This window comes from Bacillus sp. E214 (genome assembly GCF_008087365.1).
Taxonomy (GTDB): Bacteria; Bacillota; Bacilli; order Bacillales; family Pradoshiaceae; genus Pradoshia.
Window position 1 is genome coordinate 172,603 of record NZ_VENN01000004.1, and the last position, 19,476, is coordinate 192,078.

The following is a 19,476-nucleotide window of genomic DNA, read 5'->3' on the forward strand; positions in this document are numbered from 1 at the left end:
TTTAAACTACAATCTTTAATTTCTATATAGCAAAATGATTTGTTACTTTTCTTCATCATTTAATAAAAATAACTCAACAATTCCTATGCATTTCCAGTATGTATTTGTCCCATTACTTCTTAAAGAGGCTTTTCTTGGGACCTGTGTAAGGATAAATAAAAAAAGAAGCAGATCAACAGAGGATGACATGGAATTTAATAGTATTAAAAATTTTATTGGTGTGGTTAAAATACCCAATGCACCTAATAACAGAGGGAGTACGATTGAAATAATTATAAAAGGAGCAAGTGTAATGATGATATATCTAGCTTTAGGAATTTCATCTTCTGTTATAACAAACGCGCCGACCCATGTGAATCCCATATAGGTATTTTTTGATTTAATAAAATTGGGTATGAACAACAAATGAATGAATTCGTGTATGACTACCAATAGGACTAAACAAACAATCATACCTAAATTAACTATGTTCATACTTACGTTAATGGTGATGTTAATTCCATCAGGTGTCAGTCCAAAATCGTAAAAAGAAAAGCTTGAAAAGATATTCATAATTGCACCAGAAAGGAGTGTTGCAAGAATCATAAAAGGTAGAGAGAATAAAATTGTACTGACTATATTCCTTGGTTCTTTCAGAAGAATCCAGTTATTCTTCGTTAATTCCGTATGTAAATTTAGGTAATTTGTTCAATAGTTTCATCGGCATCACTCCATTTCTTTTCTGGCTAATCAATTATCAATTTATCTATTTTTACTATCCTATTAAAATTAAAAAACTTATGTAATTGGTAAATGATTTTTTATAAAAGTTTACTCATAATTTCCCCTGGTAACCCATCTATCGCACAGACCTTTTCAGATTTGAATCCAAGATTAGCTAATATTTTTCTCGAAGGAATATTATTAGGGTCTATTATCGCCACTAATTTCTTCAATTCCGATTTCCTCACTTTTCCAATTAATACTTCGGCAATATCTGTCCCATACCGTTGCCCCCAATGTTCAGGTAGAATCATATAGCCAATTTCAGCTTCGTCAGTAAGTTTTTCATTTAAAATTAAAGATCCGAGTCCAATGAATCTCTGAACGGAAGCATCAAAAATTTTAAAAGTCCCAAAGTTTTCATGTTTCTTATTACGTTGCAATATCTTTTGATAGTTCAACCTTGCCTCCTCTAAAGGCAGAGCCCGTTCTGTTATTTGGGCCATAACCTTCTCATTACTTACCAAACTATAATAATCCTTAAAATCGGTTTCTTGAAACTTCATTAGGTTAATATTCTTCATTTCCCCCACTCTTCCTGCTAAATGGAATGATATGTATTCCATTTGCTCATATCCTTTGTAAAAACCAAAAAAAGGGGTGTTTATAAGGGTTAAATCACCTTATAAACACCCCTGTTTTAATCTTCCATCGTTGATAAGTCGCCTGTTGGCAATTCAAGCTCCCAAGCTTTTAATACCCTGCGCATAATTTTACCACTGCGTGTTTTCGGCAGTTTATCCTTGAACTCAATCTCTCTTGGTGAAGCATGTGCAGCAAGCCCTTGTTTAACAAATAGCCTGATATCCTCTTTCAGCTCATCCGAAGGCTCGTATCCAGACCTGAGGGCAATAAATGCTTTAATGATTTCACCCCGTACAGGATCCGGTTTGCCTATTACACCCGCTTCAGCAACCGCCGGATGTTCTACCAGCTTGCTTTCAACCTCAAAAGGTCCTACCCGTTCTCCGGATGTCATAATAACATCATCAATTCTGCCCTGGAACCAGAAGTACCCATCTTCATCCATATAAGCTGAATCGCCTGAAACATACCATCCTGATGGCATAAAATAGGATTCATACTTTTGTGGATTATTCCAGATTTGCCTCATCATGGATGGCCATCCTTTTTTAATTGCTAAATTGCCCATACGATAAGGCGGTACTTCATTCCCTTGGTCATCTACGATGGCAGCCTCGACTCCAGGAATTGGCTTACCCATAGAACCCGGTTTAATCTCCATACTTGGATAGTTACAGATTAGTTGTGCACCGGTCTCTGTCATCCACCATGTATCATGGATACGTTTGGAGAATACTTTTTGTCCCCATTTAATAACTTCAGGATTTAAAGGTTCACCTACACTTAGTAAGTGGCGAAGGCTGGATAAATCAAATTGTTTTACTACCTCATCCCCTGCACCCATCAGCATACGGAATGCAGTAGGGGCACTGTACCACACGGTTACATGGAAATCTTCAATGGTTTGATACCAAGCTTCCGGGCTAAATCGTCCACCTGTGACCACAGAAGAGGCTCCATTTAGCCACGGAGCAAATATCCCATAAGACGTTCCTGTGACCCAGCCTGGATCCGCTGTACACCAATATACATCCTCTTCTTTTAGGTCGAGTACCCATTGTCCGGTTTTCAGATGCTGAATCATTGAATTATGCGCATGCAGAACACCCTTTGGCTTACCGGTTGAACCGGAAGTATAATGTAGAATCAGACCGTCTTCCCGATCTACCCATTCTATATCTAATTTTTTAGATGCATTTTCATATTTGCTGTTAAAATCTATATATTTACCAGTTTCCTCTACATTATCTCCTACTACAAAAATATGTTTCAATGCTGGGAGGTCATCTGCAGGAATTCTAGACAATAATTCAGGGGTAGTGACGATTACACTGGCTTCACTATCTTCCAATCGATCCTTAACCGCCCCTTCCATAAATGCCTCAAATAACGGGCCGACAATAGCTCCCAATTTTATCGCACCCAGCACTGTGAAATACAATTCCGGTGATCTCGGCATAAAAATAAATACCCTGTCACCTTTTGTTACATTCCCATATTCCTTCAGAACATTTCCTGCTTTATTCGATAAATCTTTCATATCACTATATGTATACTTCTCATAGCGATTAGGGTCCTTATAATATAATGCTACCTTATTGCGCCTGAAATTTTCAGTATGCCTGTCAATACATTCGTATGCCGCATTCACTTTACCCGTTTCATTCCAAGAGAATTCCTGCTCTACATCCTTCCAGTCAAATGATCTGTAGATTTCCTCATAGTTTGCTAAATTATAATCCCCTTGCACAACAGAAAGCGCTTCCAGTTTCATAATTATTCCCCCCTGATCAAAGATAATATATTGATAGTATAGTACAAAATCCATTTTATCTCAATTTTTAAAATATTTAATAAGTTACACTAATATGTTACAATTTTTATAATTGTAGTGTTTTTAAGATAACATCCCCATTAAGTGTTTAAGATAATTATGCCAGTAAGCTTCTTAATTTCCACTACATATGACTTAAAAAGTTCATATCATGAAGCATTTATGGATTTAAAGTGCTGTATAATAGCTTTAAAATGTGACCTGGGTGGTGTATGGATGGAGCATAAAAAAACGTATAATTTGAAGGAATTGCAAACCCCATGTGGGCCGTTAGTTATCGAGGGCCCGGTATCTCGAGATCAATTAGAAAATCTTGAATTTCATGAGGGTCTCGTTGCCTTTAGGGTTCCTGAGAAGCAGCATAAGGCTTTAATTCAAATCAGCAGCCTTCCTGAAGGCCGAATTATTATTGCGAGGGCCGGCGATGTCATTGTCGGATATGTCACTTATTTATACCCAGATCCTCTTGAAAGATGGTCTGAAGGGAAAATGGATGACTTACTGGAATTGGGTGCTATTGAAGTAATCCGTGAATATCGCGGATGTGCGGTCGGGAAAAACTTGATCCGCGTGGCTATGATGGATGAGTGGATGGAAAATTACATTATTATTACCACAGAATATTATTGGCATTGGGATTTAAAAGGCAGCGGATTAAATGTATGGGAATATCGAAAAATGATGGAGAAAATGATGAGTGCCGGTGGCTTGGAATGGTATGCCACTGATGACCCTGAAATTTGCTCCCATCCAGCCAATTGTTTAATGGCCAGAATCGGGAAAAACGTTAAAAAAGAGAGTATTCAAAAATTCGATCAATTACGATTCATGAATCGATATATGTATTGAACGAACTGATTTTTGAGGAGGGCTACTTGTGATTATTGAGGATATCATGATCAAGGATGTTATTACGCTTCAAAAAAATGCTACACTCCAGCAGGCAATTGATTTAGTAAAACAAAAAAAAATCAGGCATATACCAATAGTAGATGATGAACAACGGTTAATCGGCCTGTTATGTGATGTCGATATCCGCTCTGCAACTCCATCTATCTTCCATCTTGATGAATATAAGGAAGACCTTCTAAAGCCAATAAGCGATATCATGATTACCGATATTTATACAGCACACCCACTTGATTTCGTTGAAGAGATTGCATTTGTATTCTATGAACAAAAGATATCTTGTATGCCTGTGATCAGCGACAACAAATTAGTCGGGATTATTACTGAAACAGATCTTCTGCATACATATGTAGAACTTACTGGCTCAAATCAGCCTGCATCCCAAATAGAGGTGAAGGTCACTAATAAATCAGGTACGCTCAGTGAAATAGCCGAAGTCATCAAAGGCCACAATTCCAATGTAAATAGCATTTTCATTTATCCATATAAAGAAGACCCGGCATTTAAAGTCTTGGTACTAAGGATTCAAACAATGAACCCGCTGAAAATCGTACAGGGCCTACGGTCATCCGGATATGAGGTATTATGGCCAGATATACCGGAGAGCACTCTATGAAGGAAGCCTCATTTGTTTATTCAACCGATTTACTTTCCTACAAATTTAATGATAACCATCCTTTTAACCAAAAACGGCTGCAAATAACAGTAGACTTATTAAATAAAATGAATGCCCTGAAAGAGGATGACTGCATCAAACCACGAATGGCAACAGATGAGGAATTAAGCCTGGTGCATGATCCCGATTACATCAGTGCGATTAGATTAGCCGGACAAGGAAAGCTTGACCAGGATAAAGCATTAAATTATGGAATTGGGACCGAAGACACCCCCATTTTCTCTGGAATGCATGAGGCAAGCGCCTGGCTTGTGGGAGGAACATTGACTGCCGTTGATGAAGTAATGGAAGGGCGTGCTCAGCATGCCATAAACCTGGGCGGTGGTTTGCATCATGGCTTTAGAGGGAAAGCCTCCGGATTCTGTATCTATAATGACAGCTCTGTTGCCATTAAATATATGCAAAAAAAATATAATGCCAGAGTTCTCTACGTAGATACGGATGCCCATCATGGAGATGGTGTTCAGTGGACTTTTTATGATGATCCTTCTGTTTGTACACTGTCCATTCACGAAACAGGTCGCTACCTATTCCCTGGAACTGGCAATATTACTGAACGTGGAAATGGAAAAGGATATGGTTATTCATTTAATATCCCCCTCGATGCCTTTACGGAGGATGAATCATGGCTCGAGTGCTATGAAAAATCCTTTAAATCTGTCATAGAATTTTTTCGCCCAGACGTTATTTTAACTCAAAACGGCGCTGACGCTCATTACTATGATCCATTAACGCACCTTTCTGCTACCACTGCAATCTATCAATCCATCCCAAAACTGGCCCATAAGCTTGCACACCAGTACTGTCAAGGTAAGTGGATAGCAGTTGGTGGCGGTGGATATGATATCTGGAGAGTGGTTCCGCGTGCCTGGTCCCTAATATGGCTAGAAATGACTAATAATTCGAATTGTTCAGGTGAGTTGCCTGTTGATTGGGTCAATCATTGGTCAGCATTAGCACCCGTTACATTACCCACTACATGGGAAGATCCACCTGATATGTACAAGCCCATCCCACGTAAGGCTGAGATTACTGAAAAAAATGCAAAAACTCTAGAAAAGGCATTATACACGATTCTATCCTAACCCGATGAATCTGCTGAATTTCAAATACCTGATTATTTAAATTTCTTATATAACTGGTCACAGACACCAAGTTACACACTAAAAAGATGAGGACTGGATATAATGTATACTACCTGTTTTACTAAAATAAAAAGCTGAACCATTTGTAGAACTATTCACAAAATGGCTCAGCTTTTTTTATTTTTTATTTTGTTGAATCTCTCTCTTCAATTCTGTACGGCAGAATTACAGAGGATTCATCTACCTCTTCTTTGTTCATAAGCTTTGTCAGCAAGCGCATGGAAACAGCACCAATATCATATAATGGCTGAACAACCGACGTTAGGCGAGGTCGCACCATTAAAGATAATCTCGTGCTATCCGAACTGATTACTTCAAGATCCTCCGGTATGGAGATACCTTTATCTTGTGCTGCATGAATGATACCAAGAGCTGCCTCATCTGAACATACAAAAATAGCTGTCGGTTTATTATCCAATTCCATTAGCTGGTTCAAGGCTTCGATTCCGTCATCATAGGATGCATCTGTTTCTACTAGATATTCTTCATTATAAGGAATATTAGCTGCCTCCAATGCTTTTCGGTATCCCGGCACCATTTTTTTCTCTATAATTGCATTTTGAAAAGATCCTGATACCATGGCAATATTCTTATGTCCACGATCAGCAAAAGATTTAATCGCATCCATCACTGCTTGTTCATAATCAATATTCACAGATGGAATTTGAGCAGAATCTTCAATTGTACCTGCCAATACAACAGGAACCGGTGATTTCTTGAATTCTTCAATATGCTCATCCGTAATATTTGAACTCATAAAGACAAGTCCATCGACTTGTTTGCCAAGCATCGTTTGGATTAGTCGGCTTTCTTTTTCTTCATTTGAATCCGAGTTACTTAAAATAATATTATATTTATACATGGTGGCAATATCTTCAATCCCTCTTGCTAATTCAGCATAGAAGATACTGGAGATATCTGGGATAATAACTCCGACTGTTGTTGTTTTCTTACTTGCTAATCCGCGTGCCACAGCATTCGGTCTGTAGCCAAGTCTTTCAATTACTTCATTTACTTTTTTACGTGTTGCCGGTTTAACGTTTGGATTACCATTGACAACACGTGATACAGTTGCCATGGAAACATTTGCTTCACGAGCTACATCATAAATTGTAATATTCATTTTTTACACCGCCCAAATTTCTCTATTCTAATCCTAATAGTATTCAATTAAGTACCATTTAGTATGTTATTATAATAATACTCTACCCTCTAAATTCGTGCAAATAAACACTTTATCTATTTTCTTACTATTGTATACATAACAAATCCAATTTTCACTAAGACTAACTCAGTACTTCTTTAAAATGATAGCATTTGAATAATAAATTATAAAAATTCCACTGAAAAATTCAGGGACTATTGATTCGTTAATCTATTGGAGAAAAATGAAAAAGAGTTGCCAAATAGCAACTCCATATTTATTAAATTCTGATACCTGTCTGCTTGGTAAATTGATTAATCTCGTTTACAAACGTATCAAATTGGTTTAGATCCATCTGTTGTGCGGAATCGGAAAGAGCAACTGCCGGATCCGGATGAACTTCAGCCATAACCCCATCAGCACCGATTGCCAATGCAGCTTTAGCAGTTGGAATTAGCAGATCTCTTCGGCCAGTCGAATGCGTAACATCCACCATTACCGGTAAATGCGTTTCCTTTTTCAGTATAGGTACAGCTGAAATATCCAATGTATTCCGTGTAGCTTTTTCATACGTACGAATTCCGCGTTCACATAATATGATATTTCCATTTCCCTGCGCCATTATATATTCAGCTGCGTTAATGAACTCTTCAATTGTCGCTGCCAGCCCTCTTTTTAGCAGAACGGGTTTATTGACCGCTCCCGCTGCTTTTAACAACTCAAAGTTCTGCATATTACGAGCACCAATCTGGATCACATCAATATACTTAACCGCAGTCTCAATATCCGCCGGGTTTACAATTTCGCTTATAACAGCCAAATCGAATTCATCAGCAACCCTTTTCAGGATTTTTAATCCTTCTTCACCCAACCCTTGGAAATCATAAGGGGATGTTCTCGGTTTATAAGCTCCGCCTCGAAGTAATTTATATCCTTTATCCTTAACAGCTTTTGCTACAGTCGCTACTTGTTCATAGGATTCTACCGCACATGGGCCAAACACAAAGGACGGTTGTCCATTTCCCACTTTCTCACCCTTCAAATCAATTATAGTATCATCAGGATGCTTTTTACGGGAAACAAGCAATGCTTTACGATGATCATCTTCCTGTAGTTCAAGGCTTGCTTTAAATATTTCCTTGAAAATATGTTCAATGGTTGATTTTTCAAATGGACCATCATTATTTTGGATAAGTGTATTAAGCATTTCTCTTTCTCTAACAGGATCAAAACGATACTGGCTTTGCTTACCTTTTAATTCACCGATTTGTTGTACAACTTTTCCTCGTTCGTTAATAAGCTTTAATAATTGCAAATTCAAATTATCCAGTTGTTCTCTTAATACATCCAGTTCCATATTACTCAATATCACTCATCCTCTCTGTTCTGCATTGCATGTTTTAGCCTGGGTTTCATATATTTTAAAAATTTCTAAATCACTTAGTAAAATATTTTACATTTCAGTATATAATTGAAACTATTATAACGGATTAATTCGGTATTGTCACTATTAAACCTTTATCAATAAACCGCTTTTAAGTGTTAAAGCATAAAAGGAGAGACGAATTCTTGACCAAAAAAATTTTTGCTCTCGATATTGGCACTCGCTCAGTTGTAGGAATCATATTAGAAATACGCCTCGATCAATATGTCGTTACAGACGTCATCATTAGAGAACATACTGAGCGTGCCATGCTGGATGGCCAGATTCATGATGTCGTAGCTGTTTCCAACGTTATACTCGATATTAAGCTTACACTTGAAAAAAAGCACGGTCCTCTTACTAAAGTATGTGTAGCAGCTGCAGGACGTGCTTTGCGTACAGAGATTGGGAGATCATCTATTCCCATATCCGGCAAGCCTCTCCTGTCTGCCGATGACCGCATTCATCTGGAATTAGCTGCTGTACAACAAGCACAGTTTCAGGTAGCTGAAAAAGAAGACATCCAAAGTAATTATCATTATTATTGTGTAGGCTATTCTGTTCTCCATTACTATCTTGATGGCCAGGAAATCGGAAATTTACTTGACCAAAAAGGGGATGAAGCAGAAGCAGAAATTATCGCTACTTTTCTGCCGCGAGTGGTCGTTGAATCACTGTTTGCTGCACTCAAAAGAGTAAATCTTGAGCTAGAAGCACTTACTCTTGAACCAATTGCTGCAATTCATGTCCTTATTCCACCCTCTATGAGAAGGCTCAACGTATGCCTTGTTGACATTGGAGCTGGTACTTCTGATATAGCGATTACAGATGAACGAACCGTTATTGCCTACGGAATGGTCCCTGTTGCTGGAGATGAGATAACAGAGGAAATCAGTGATCAGTATTTACTTGATTTCCCGAATGCGGAAGATACCAAGAGATCCATAAATGAACAGGAGTTTGTCAAAATCAGTGATATTCTTGGTTTCGAATCAGAGATCCCAAAAGAAGAAATGATTACAGCCATCTATCCCGCCATTGAAAAATTAGCAGATTCCATTAGCCGAGAAATTTTGCAACTGAATAATGCTAAGCCTCCGCAAGCCGTTATGCTTATTGGCGGAGGTAGCTTAACACCGCGCTTACCAGATATTTTGGCAAAGAAATTAAATCTGCCTGCCAATAGAGTTGCTATACGCGGAATAGACGCTATCAAAAATTTAGTGATTGAGTCAGATTACATTAAAGGGCCCGAACTCGTTACGCCCATTGGAATAGCCATTTCATCAGATGTTAATCCAATTCATTATGTTTCTGTTGAAGTAAATGGGACCCCAGTTCGTTTATTTGATCTTAAGCAACTGACTATAGGAGATGCCTTGCTTGCAGCAGGACTTCATTTAACAAAGCTATACGGTAAACCTGGAAATGCGAAGATTGTTAGTATTAACGGCAGAAATATTACCATACCAGGTACACACGGAGAGCCTCCGCAAATCAAAAGAAATAATGTGTCTTGCTCTCTTGATTCCCCATTAACCCCTGGAGATCAGCTATGGATAGATAAGGGAAAAGACGGTTCTGAAACATCTGTGATATTAAGAGAATTACTTGATGAACTGCCTATGAGGGAGATTTATATAAACGAAGAGAAATATGAAATTCCTTGTACCCTATTTATGAATGGTTTTCCTGCTGATGGCCACGAAGATATTCATGATGGTGATCGGATTGCTTTTAAAATGCCAGAGACTGTGCAGGATGCACTATTGTTCGCTGGCTTGAATTCTATACTGGACGAACTTGTCCCGTTTAATCTAGTTATCAATGGCCGGCCGGAAAGCTTCGTCTCGTTTTCAGGTGCCATATATGTTAACGGAAAAGGTGTATCTTTTAACCATCGGATAGCCGATCATGATCGCCTCACCTTAGTTCGTAGAAAAGCAATCACAGTCAAAGATTTAATAGGTGTCTATAAGGCTGAAGAGATTAATCAAATATCTGTTACGTTTAATGGTCAACCACTTACGTTGACAAATAACAGCTATACAGTCTATCGAGAAGATAAGTCCTTAAGTGATACAGATATCCTTTTTAACGGGGAGCAACTAAAAATAAACTTTAATAAAGAATCCGCTTTTATATTCCAGGATCTATTTCGGTACATAGAAATAGAACTTCCCAAGAATAATCCGGGCGGCTTTCACCTTATGCGGAATAAACAGGAAGTCACATTTTACAATGAAATCCAAGATGGTGATCAACTTGAAATTGTTTGGTTCAACTCACAGAATTATCCGACCAAAGTAAACCGGTAAGGAATTAAATTCCTTACCGGTTTCTATTTAGATATATTCTTTAAGTGCCTGTTCTAGATTTTGGGCTGTAATTCTTCCATGAGATGTATTCCACACAGCCTCACTATTTTTAAATAATATAGCTTGCGGTGACTCATGTTTAATTCCGGTTAAATCTCGAACATGCTCTGATAGTGGTTTGGCTTCCTGTATAGCTAGATAAGCTGTAGCTATAGCAGGATGCTCAGCGACAAACTGGGAATACTCATCAAAAGCTGCACCACTAATTGGACATGTAAGGCTATGCTTCAGAAGCAGAAAAACATCATGCTCTAAAAGTTGCTGTAATTCCTCTTCGTTAGTAATCTTTTTCATCCATATCCCCCCATTTGTGTTTATTCCAAACCACTTTTATTTTTTATTCGTTGTGTTTTTCGAATTGGTTGCTGAATTATTTTTATTTCCAGTTGAATTAGAAGAATTAGAACCTAAATCAACTTTTATTGTATTATTCGAGCTATTGGACGGTGTTTTACCTGAAGATGTATTTCCGCTGGCTGTAGAATTGAAACCAGTTTTTTCAGAAGCATACGTTTCTTCTTTAGCAGTATTTTTACTGTCTATGTTTTCTTCTCCAACATAAACGTCATCTGGGGAATCAACTACAACATTACTATCCATCTTCTTATCTGTTTGATTTTCCTTTGTATCAGATGATTGACTGTTGCTTTCTTCATTTGTCGTGCTTCCAAACTTTTTCTTAACCGCTTCTGTTAATGGTGCACCTTTTTCTCTTGCGACAGAAATCCATTCTGTTCCTTTTTCTTGAGCTGTTTGTTTTAGAGCAATTCCTTTTTCAGTGGCTGTTTGTTTTAAAGCAGATCCCTTTTCTGTAGCCGTTTGTTTTAAAGCAGATCCCTTTTCAATCAATGGAGTTCCTTTTTCCATTAAAACGCTGCCTTGTTCAGATAAATCATGACGAAGTTCTTTACCGGACTTAGGTGCTAAAAACAGTGCAGTAGCTGCTCCAACAAGCCCGCCTACTATTGCTCCTACTACAAAATCTTTTGTTGACATACCATTATCTTGATTAAAATTATCATTTTTATTATTCATTCTTAAACATCTCCTTTTTTATGGTTGATTAAGATTGAGAACGTTGATATCTGGTTTCTTGTGAAGGTAAAGTAACATCTCTGCCTGCTTCAGATTCGGTATAGATTGCTGTACTCTGTTCAGCTTTATGCTTTTTCCACTTATTCACAAGCTCAATGCATGCATTTCCCCATTGAACTACTTGGGTAATTTTTTCGTCATTTTGACTCGCTGCTAATTGAACTCGGTTTGTAATCTGGTCAATGGTTTGATTCACACGTTGAATCGATCCTCCCACACCTTTAACTGCATCAACAACCGTATTTAGATTCTCAGATTTATGCTGAATATCTTCAGCCAAAGCATTCGTCTTATGTAGCAGCAGTGTTGTCTCGGTTGTTATGCCTTGCATCTGAGTTTCTAGGCCTGTTAATGTGCTAGATACACTCTCCATTGTTGTTTGAAGGGATTTTAATGTTCTTGAAAGATAAATAACAAGAACCAGGAACGCTATGGCAATCAATGCCACGCTTAAATATAAGATAATTTCCATCGTCTTCACTCCATCTCTAAATTATAATTAGTTTTTACCCTTTATCTCCTTATTTAAACTATATAGGAATTTATTCTGATCCACAATGTTCCTTCCACCTTAATATTATTACTAAAGTAAGATACAATTAAATTAAAGTTTAGAGAGATGAAAGGAGATTTTTTTTATGAGGGATCCAAGAATTCAGCAATTAGCTCATAATCTAATTAACTATTCTGTAAAATTACAAAAAGGTGAAAAAGTACTTATAGAAAATTTCGGTATACAACCAGAATTGGTTAAAGCATTGGTAAGTGAAGCATATGAGGCAGGTGGATATCCATTCGTTTCAACAAAGGATCAAACCATTGAAAGACAGTTACTATTAGGTGCAACTGAAGAACACTATAGATTAATCGCCGAATTTGAATCACAGGTTATGAGTAAAATGGATGCATACATAGGTCTTCGTGCAGGCGATAATATTTCAGAACATTCTGATGTCCCTGCTAATAAAATGAAAATCTATGGACAGACCGTACAAAATAAAGTACATAGAGACATCCGAGTTCCAAAAACGAAATGGGTGGTCCTTCGTTACCCAACCAATTCAATGGCTCAGCTGGCAAAAATGAGTACAGAAGGATTTGAAGATTTTTATTTTAATGTATGTAATCTTGATTATGCCAAAATGTCTGAGGCGATGGACAGCCTAGTCGAGTTAATGAATCAAACGGACAAAGTACGCATTACAGGTCCAGGAACAGATTTACATTTTTCTATTAAAGGCATTCCTGCCATTAAATGTGCAGGGGAGCGTAATATCCCAGATGGTGAAGTGTATACCGCACCTGTACGTGATTCTGTAAATGGCACCATTACGTATAATACCCCATCTCCATATCAGGGATTTACATATGAAAATGTATGTCTAACATTCGAAAACGGAAAAATCGTTAAGGCAACAGCGAATGACACAGAAAGAATCAATAAGGTATTTGATAGTGATGAAGGCGCACGTTATATCGGCGAATTTGCGATAGGGGTTAATCCATATATAACCAATCCAATGCAGGATATTCTATTTGATGAAAAAATTGATGGAAGCTTTCACTTTACACCGGGTCAAAGCTATGATGAGGCGCCAAATGGTAATCACTCCAGCATTCATTGGGATTTGGTTAATATCCAACGTAAAGATTATGGAGGCGGCGAAATATATTTTGATGATCGACTAATTAGAAAAGACGGCAGATTCGTTCTCCCAGAATTAGAGAAATTAAATCCTGAAAATCTAAAATAAATAAAAAACCCTTCAAGAGTACTTACTGATTACTCTCGAAGGGTCTTTATGTGCATTTATTTCGTTATAAAGCTCTCATAGGCTGCTTGCACTTTTTGAATATCTCCAGCACCCATAAATAATAATACACCATTGTGATGATTTTTAAGGATAGACGGATCTTCCTCCTGAATAATTTGAGCACCGTCCACCTTATTACAAAGATCTTTAACTGTTAATTTCCCATTCAACTCTCTTGCTGATCCGAAAATTTCACATAAGTATACTTTATCTGCTTCTTTTAAGCTTTCAGCAAAGTCATCCAAAAACTTCTGAGTTCTAGAGAAAGTATGCGGCTGAAATACAGCTACAATCTCCCGATCAGGATACTTTTGTCGAGCTGAATCAATTGTTGCCTTTATCTCTGTTGGATGATGGGCATAATCATCAATTAAGATTTGATGATCAAGTTGTTTTTCAGAGAAACGTCTCTTAACGCCAGTAAATGACATTAGGCGTTCCTTAATGATCTCCACATCAATATCCTCATATTGACAAAGTGCAATAACAGCTAGCGCATTTAAAACTGTATGGCGCCCAAACATTGGAATCGTAAATGTCTCATAATAATTATTTCTTACATGCACATCGAATGTAGTTCCAGCTTCTGAAGTGACAATATTTTTAGCCTGGAAATCATTTTCTTCGTTAAACCCATAAAATATGACCGGTACTTTCGCCTGGATTTTTTGTAGCTGCTCATCATCACCACAGGCAATAATTCCTTTATTTACTTGCAGTGCCATCTCTTGAAAGGCAGAGAACACATCATCAAGATTTGCAAAATAATCCGGATGGTCAAAATCAATATTGGTCATAATGGCATAATCCGGATCGTAGGATAAAAAGTGTCTTCGGTATTCGCAAGCTTCGAATACAAAGTATTTAGAATCTGCTTCTCCCTTACCCGTTCCATCTCCAATTAAAAATGACGTTGGCTCAGCTCCGCTGATTACATGAGACATTAAGCCGGTAGTCGATGTTTTTCCATGCGCGCCTGTAACAGCTATGCTCACGAACTTTTTAAGGAAATCTCCAAGAAATCGTGGATAGCGAATGACTGGCAAACCAAGTTCTAAAGCTTGAACAATCTCATCATGACTATCAGGAAAAGCATTTCCTGCAATGATTGTCATACCTGGTTTAATATTTTCTTTATTAAATGGCAATATTTTTATACCGGCATTTTCAAGTGCGATTTGGGTAAAAAATCTTTTTTCATAATCTGAACCCTGTACCTGATATCCCATATCATTTAGGATTTGGGCTAACGCGCTCATCCCGGATCCTTTTATACCTACGAAGTGATAAACTGTCATAGAATGAACCTCCAACATACGTCAATGCTGTAAAACAGTATATGACGGTCTCTTTTTTTTGCTAATTGCAATTTGCCTGCTATGCCTGTTTAGGCTTTACTAATTGAAACAATATAAGTATTTAAAACCAGTTAGATTACTATTATAACGAGCACATGCAATCAATATCTTCATTGCGTTAAAGATATAACTTGTATGATTATAAACCTATAAATCGATTTCGTACAATTTTTCTAACTGATTTTCTCATAAATATAGTATTACCTTTTCTGGGAAATACTCATAATTAAATTATTATACAAAAATTTTTCCTCTGTTCAAAAAGGGGATTGAGATTCATGTATAGCCTCTAAATCAGATTCAGATATAAGCACATCACGAGGTTTACTTCCTTTTGATTCTGATAAAATACCTTCTTTCTCCAGCATATCAATCAGCCTCGCTGCCCTGTTATAACCAATCCTAAAGCGCCTTTGCAGACTGGATATGGATGCTCCTCCCATCTCAACCGCAAATTCACACACTTCGTAATAGAGTTCATCCTTTTCTTCTATATGTTCACTTGTTTTTACCAATTCATTTGGCTCAAACATAAAGGACGGTTTAGCCTGAGCCATTACATGTTTTACGACATCCTCAATCTCATCATCAGTTACAAAAGTTCCCTGCAGGCGAACTGTTTTAGAAGTTCCATTTTCCAAAAACAGCATATCTCCCCGTCCAAGTAATTTTTCAGCTCCACTTTGGTCCAAAATCGTACGTGAATCTACCTGTGAAGAAACGGAAAAAGCAATTCTTGTAGGAATATTGGCTTTGATTAACCCGGTAATGACATCTACAGATGGTCTTTGTGTTGCCACCAGTAAATGAATCCCGCATGCTCTGGCTTTCTGCGCAATACGGCAGATCGCTTCCTCTACGTCAGCAGGAGACATCATCATTAAATCAGCCAGCTCATCAATCACGATAACTAAATAAGGCAGCTTATGCTCCATTTGCCCGGATGATAGTGCCTTTTCATTATATCTGACAATATCTCTCACTCCTGAATGGGCAAACAACTCATATCTCCGTTCCATCTCTTCTACTGCCCATTTCAGTGCAGCTGTTGCAGCTTTTACATCAGTAATAACCGGTGCTGCCAAATGCGGAATATTGTTATATGGCGCAAGTTCAACCATTTTCGGATCAATTAATAAGAGTCTGACATCAGATGGGTGTGATTTATATAATAAACTGATTAAAACAGAGTTAATAAATACACTTTTTCCAGAACCTGTAGAGCCTGCCACCAAACCATGCGGCATTTTCTTTAAATCTGTTACAATCGGGTTTCCTGAAATGTCCAACCCAACTGCCACTGAAAGCGGTGAGGTATTCTCAGCAAAAACTTTTTCCTCCAAAACCTCACGCAGATAAACAGGACGTGTATTTATATTGGGAATTTCAATTCCAATCATTCGTTTCCCGGGAATCGGTGCTTCTATACGAATATCTTTAGCAGCCAGGCTTAGTTTTAGATCATCATTTAAATTTGTGATTTTACTAACCTTAACACCAGGATCCGGCTGAACCTCAAATCTTGTTACAGAAGGTCCTTGAGAATACGTATGTACTCTAGCCTTAACATTGAATTGTTCAAGTGTATCATCTAGCAATGCTGCTTGTTCTGCAAGCCAATCAGCATCTTCTCTAATGTCCACTCGTGGCTTCAAAATTGAAATATCCGGATATTGATAGGAATCATTCAGTTTTTTTTTAGGTTGCTCCGAAGGCTTTTCCTCTTTGCCGGCAATCGTTTTTTGATTGCGATTTGCTGCAATATGATCTTTATCATTCTTAAGCATTAAAACGTTAAAAGGAATGTGTTTTCTGCGCTCCCTAATGCGCTTTTCTCTTTCTATTTTTCGTCTCTCTTCTTCATCCATAGCATCGCTTGTCACTGTTGCTTCCATTGGACTGTTCGGCTCTGATAAAGAGACTTCTCTATCTATATGGTTCTCCGTATCATCCAGTTGCGCGGATTTCTCCAAACCATTAGTTCGATCGATTGACTGCGTTTCGAACGAAGCTATAGATTCATTCGAAACTGGCTCATTCGTTTGAATGTCCTTGATTGAAAACTCATCCTCAGTTCCGTCAAGCAAAATGATATCCTGCCCATTTTTCTCATTGTGACTGATGTCTATATTTTTCTCATCATTTCCGCTTACCTGATGATTTTCTTCTATATTCATTGCAGATTCATGGGTCTGCGTGATTAAATCATGAGCTTGCTGAATTTCATCTCTCTTGTATGGTTGGTCTTCCTCCATATCAGAATCAGCTTCCTCAATATCCTCATATACCTCACTGCCTGAAGGGGAATGGTAGTAATCTTCAACTGGTTCCTCCGGTTGTAATCCAAAGTTGTTCTCCAGATTTTCATCATCAGCTTGTTCGTCAAGATTCTGATGAATCATTGGAATCGACTGAAATTCCTCCTGCTCCATCTGTGAGCCAGAGTGCATGATCAGTGTATCTTTTTCCACGATTCCTTCTTCTTGAGTTATTTCATCTTCGTAATCAGCGTTCAAAATTGCTTCATTCATTTCCTCAATTATCTGATTCTCGCTGACTGGATTCCATGCTATTTCACTTGTGGCTGCAACCTCTGTATCTTCTGCTGAAACAGTATCAGGTAATAGCGGAGCAATCACACTCTCGATATCCTCCGTATGTCTATTTCCATCATTAGTCGAGACTTTTTGCTGTTCCTCTTTTATCTCTTCATCTGAATGCTTAAAATCGGAATTCAGCGGCAACTCATTCTGTCTTTCCATTTCAAATGATGGTTCTTGATTGACACTCGGTGGATTCACTTTCTTTCCATGCATTAAAGCAAGAACGGAATCTAAGGTCGTTTCAGGTGGTAATTCGTATTCGACTATTTTTTGATTTTTAGTGCCGGTCTGTCGATTTTGAAATCCATAAATAGGCGAAGGTATTTCTGTTCTTCTAAACGGCTTTTTATTCGGAACAACTTCGTTCTGTTTTGGTTCTGGCTTAGGTATTATTCTTTGATTAGACACTTTCAATTTAGGAACAGCAGCCGGGGATTTCTCAAATCTCCTCACGTGCACTTCCTTCTTCACACCCAACTCATTTTGCTTCTTTTTTTGTTCTTTTAATCTTATTAACTCTTCATCTGAGATTAATGGGAATTTGAAATTATCCTTTGGGTATCTATATTGAATTCTTGCTTCAATTTCAATTTGATTTTCTTTTTGTCTTTTTACTTGTTTAGGTACTTTTTGAATGTTTTCATGGCTATTACGAGGTTCTACTTCTACTTCCTCTTCTACATCCTCATAGAACCAATCAATGATTTTTTTGAAAAAGCTCATAGCCTTCCTCACACTTTCTATGGTTGTTATAAATTAGTATTACAAGTATCTATTTTATCAAAAAATTTACTCATTTAAGACATATTCCTTGTAAATGGTATCAATTTCCTATTATATTATTGGTCTTCTACCGGTCGATTCTTTGCTAAAATAAAGATTGGCTCCAATTCTCCATTTTCATAAAGGAATGGCAGAGCGGTGACCGGAACATTTCCATTTGTAAAAAAGTGCATATTCATTTGTGCTAAAATGTCATAACCTGCATCATTTTGTATGTCTGCAATGATTAAGACATCCTGATGTGGAATAGCCACTGCCATTGTCCCTTTCATATCTTCCTTCCATGTTTTCATTTGTGAATCAATCAGGACTCTTGAAGCATCGTATCCATCGTTATGATTAATAAAATAAAAGTCATTTCCGCGTACACTGTCTTTTTTAGACTTAATCGGCAATGACCTGACATTAAACATAGCCATTGAACGTATGGAATCTTGATCCCAGCCTTCTTTCCTCATTAGCTCCTCATCAATCAACCTATACGTATTACCCAAATCAAGAGCATAATAAACTCTCGTTTCGGCTGTATGCTCATCTGTAATAAACGGTGTATTTTCACGGGACTCCATTGGGAAGGAAGTCGAACGGATAACAGGGTAAATTAATTTTTCATTTCCCTTCAAAGATTGTTCCGTACCCATTACTTTCGTTGATTCTTTTATATAATAAAGGACTTCATCAATCGCTTTTTGACCAGATTGCTCATACTTCGATACAAGCGGCGCCAATCCAATTGTTATTCCCTTGCCAGTTTCTTCATTTTCAATTCTTAATTCCTCTTTATCACGATTATAATTAAATTTTGAATTTGTATCAGCTAAGCTTTCCATAAGTAAAGATTTCATTTTAGTAGTCGTCATTTTCATAGGGATTCCTCCTTAACATTACTATAGCTTAATTAAACTCATGCTGCTAAATAAAGTGTAACTTTGTTGGTTGGGTTCCTTCATTCCAAAGAGCACCAACG

16 protein-coding genes are annotated in these 19,476 nt (G+C 37.6%); 5 read left to right on the forward strand and 11 right to left on the reverse strand.

The window, feature by feature from the left end; translation table 11 throughout:
- Positions 1-42: 42 nt before the first annotated feature.
- The 3 genes from FHY47_RS14750 to acsA all read right to left on the reverse strand — a co-directional run bounded on the left by FHY47_RS14750 (position 43) and on the right by acsA (position 3,121).
- The gene (locus FHY47_RS14750) at positions 43-585 is read right to left on the reverse strand and encodes a DUF3267 domain-containing protein (RefSeq protein ID WP_148631021.1); all 543 of its coding nucleotides are present in this window, start codon (positions 583-585) and stop codon (positions 43-45) included.
- A gap of 215 nt (positions 586-800) precedes the next feature.
- Positions 801-1,286: a GNAT family N-acetyltransferase gene (locus tag FHY47_RS14755; protein ID WP_139892788.1), complete on the reverse strand. Its 486-nt coding sequence runs from the start codon at positions 1,284-1,286 to the stop codon at positions 801-803.
- A gap of 116 nt (positions 1,287-1,402) precedes the next feature.
- On the reverse strand, positions 1,403-3,121 hold the full coding sequence (gene acsA / locus FHY47_RS14760; RefSeq protein WP_066109033.1) for an acetate--CoA ligase: 1,719 nt from the start codon (positions 3,119-3,121) through the stop codon (positions 1,403-1,405).
- Positions 3,122-3,397: 276 nt separating this feature from the next.
- Here acsA and FHY47_RS14765 point away from each other — a divergent pair, with 276 nt between their 5' ends.
- The 3 genes from FHY47_RS14765 to FHY47_RS14775 are packed head-to-tail and all read left to right on the forward strand — an operon-like array spanning position 3,398 to position 5,851.
- Positions 3,398-4,030 carry a GNAT family N-acetyltransferase gene (locus FHY47_RS14765; RefSeq protein ID WP_066109036.1) on the forward strand — a complete coding sequence of 211 codons (633 nt, stop codon included), beginning with the start codon at positions 3,398-3,400 and terminating at the stop codon, positions 4,028-4,030.
- A 28-nt stretch (positions 4,031-4,058) separates the two neighbouring features.
- Positions 4,059-4,706: an acetoin utilization AcuB family protein gene (locus tag FHY47_RS14770; protein WP_066109041.1), complete on the forward strand. Its 648-nt coding sequence runs from the start codon at positions 4,059-4,061 to the stop codon at positions 4,704-4,706.
- Positions 4,703-5,851 carry an acetoin utilization protein AcuC gene (locus FHY47_RS14775; protein ID WP_066109044.1) on the forward strand — a complete coding sequence of 383 codons (1,149 nt, stop codon included), beginning with the start codon at positions 4,703-4,705 and terminating at the stop codon, positions 5,849-5,851. The genes FHY47_RS14770 and FHY47_RS14775 overlap by 4 nt, the downstream gene beginning before the upstream one ends.
- Before the next feature lie 184 nt (positions 5,852-6,035).
- Here the strand turns inward: FHY47_RS14775 and ccpA are convergent, their stop codons facing one another.
- Both ccpA and FHY47_RS14785 read right to left on the reverse strand, forming a co-directional pair.
- Positions 6,036-7,034, reverse strand: coding sequence for a catabolite control protein A (ccpA, locus tag FHY47_RS14780; protein WP_066109047.1), 999 nt, complete (start codon positions 7,032-7,034; stop codon positions 6,036-6,038).
- A 301-nt stretch (positions 7,035-7,335) separates the two neighbouring features.
- Positions 7,336-8,421 (reverse strand): bifunctional 3-deoxy-7-phosphoheptulonate synthase/chorismate mutase, encoded by a 1,086-nt coding sequence (locus FHY47_RS14785; protein ID WP_066109050.1) that lies wholly within the window; start codon positions 8,419-8,421, stop codon positions 7,336-7,338.
- 203 nt (positions 8,422-8,624) lie between these two features.
- On the opposite strand from FHY47_RS14785, the gene FHY47_RS14790 reads away from it, so the two are divergent.
- Entirely contained in the window at positions 8,625-10,796 is a 2,172-nt protein-coding gene (locus tag FHY47_RS14790; RefSeq protein WP_148631023.1) for a cell division protein FtsA, read from the forward strand.
- 27 nt (positions 10,797-10,823) lie between these two features.
- Here the strand turns inward: FHY47_RS14790 and ytxJ are convergent, their stop codons facing one another.
- The 3 genes from ytxJ to FHY47_RS14805 are packed head-to-tail and all read right to left on the reverse strand — an operon-like array spanning position 10,824 to position 12,423.
- Positions 10,824-11,150: a bacillithiol system redox-active protein YtxJ gene (ytxJ, locus tag FHY47_RS14795; protein WP_148631025.1), complete on the reverse strand. Its 327-nt coding sequence runs from the start codon at positions 11,148-11,150 to the stop codon at positions 10,824-10,826.
- Positions 11,151-11,186: 36 nt separating this feature from the next.
- A complete protein-coding gene (locus tag FHY47_RS14800; RefSeq protein WP_066109059.1) occupies positions 11,187-11,891 on the reverse strand; it encodes a YtxH domain-containing protein in 705 nt (234 codons plus the stop codon).
- 28 nt (positions 11,892-11,919) lie between these two features.
- Positions 11,920-12,423 (reverse strand): DUF948 domain-containing protein, encoded by a 504-nt coding sequence (locus tag FHY47_RS14805; protein WP_066109062.1) that lies wholly within the window; start codon positions 12,421-12,423, stop codon positions 11,920-11,922.
- A 166-nt stretch (positions 12,424-12,589) separates the two neighbouring features.
- Between FHY47_RS14805 and FHY47_RS14810 the strand changes: the two genes are divergently transcribed.
- Positions 12,590-13,705 (forward strand): aminopeptidase, encoded by a 1,116-nt coding sequence (locus FHY47_RS14810; RefSeq protein WP_066109065.1) that lies wholly within the window; start codon positions 12,590-12,592, stop codon positions 13,703-13,705.
- Between the two features lie 56 nt (positions 13,706-13,761).
- Here the strand turns inward: FHY47_RS14810 and murC are convergent, their stop codons facing one another.
- The 3 genes from murC to FHY47_RS14825 all read right to left on the reverse strand — a co-directional run bounded on the left by murC (position 13,762) and on the right by FHY47_RS14825 (position 19,375).
- The gene (murC, locus tag FHY47_RS14815; RefSeq protein WP_066109068.1) at positions 13,762-15,063 is read right to left on the reverse strand and encodes a UDP-N-acetylmuramate--L-alanine ligase; all 1,302 of its coding nucleotides are present in this window, start codon (positions 15,061-15,063) and stop codon (positions 13,762-13,764) included.
- A gap of 317 nt (positions 15,064-15,380) precedes the next feature.
- Positions 15,381-18,449: a DNA translocase FtsK gene (locus tag FHY47_RS14820; protein ID WP_148631027.1), complete on the reverse strand. Its 3,069-nt coding sequence runs from the start codon at positions 18,447-18,449 to the stop codon at positions 15,381-15,383.
- Between the two features lie 116 nt (positions 18,450-18,565).
- Positions 18,566-19,375: a DUF1444 domain-containing protein gene (locus tag FHY47_RS14825; protein WP_066109073.1), complete on the reverse strand. Its 810-nt coding sequence runs from the start codon at positions 19,373-19,375 to the stop codon at positions 18,566-18,568.
- Between the last annotated feature and the right edge of the window lie 101 nt (positions 19,376-19,476).

Coding starts and splice junctions, on each gene's coding strand:
- FHY47_RS14810 (WP_066109065.1), top strand. CDS start 12,590: ATGAGGGATCCAAGAATTCAGCAATTAGCTCATAATCTAATTAACTAT.
- FHY47_RS14820 (WP_148631027.1), bottom strand. CDS start 18,449: ATGAGCTTTTTCAAAAAAATCATTGATTGGTTCTATGAGGATGTAGAA.
- acsA (WP_066109033.1), bottom strand. CDS start 3,121: ATGAAACTGGAAGCGCTTTCTGTTGTGCAAGGGGATTATAATTTAGCA.
- FHY47_RS14775 (WP_066109044.1), top strand. CDS start 4,703: ATGAAGGAAGCCTCATTTGTTTATTCAACCGATTTACTTTCCTACAAA.
- ytxJ (WP_148631025.1), bottom strand. CDS start 11,150: ATGAAAAAGATTACTAACGAAGAGGAATTACAGCAACTTTTAGAGCAT.
- murC (WP_066109068.1), bottom strand. CDS start 15,063: ATGACAGTTTATCACTTCGTAGGTATAAAAGGATCCGGGATGAGCGCG.
- FHY47_RS14800 (WP_066109059.1), bottom strand. CDS start 11,891: ATGAATAATAAAAATGATAATTTTAATCAAGATAATGGTATGTCAACA.
- FHY47_RS14805 (WP_066109062.1), bottom strand. CDS start 12,423: ATGGAAATTATCTTATATTTAAGCGTGGCATTGATTGCCATAGCGTTC.
- FHY47_RS14750 (WP_148631021.1), bottom strand. CDS start 585: ATGATTCTTGCAACACTCCTTTCTGGTGCAATTATGAATATCTTTTCA.
- FHY47_RS14825 (WP_066109073.1), bottom strand. CDS start 19,375: ATGAAAATGACGACTACTAAAATGAAATCTTTACTTATGGAAAGCTTA.
- FHY47_RS14765 (WP_066109036.1), top strand. CDS start 3,398: ATGGAGCATAAAAAAACGTATAATTTGAAGGAATTGCAAACCCCATGT.
- ccpA (WP_066109047.1), bottom strand. CDS start 7,034: ATGAATATTACAATTTATGATGTAGCTCGTGAAGCAAATGTTTCCATG.
- FHY47_RS14755 (WP_139892788.1), bottom strand. CDS start 1,286: ATGAAGAATATTAACCTAATGAAGTTTCAAGAAACCGATTTTAAGGAT.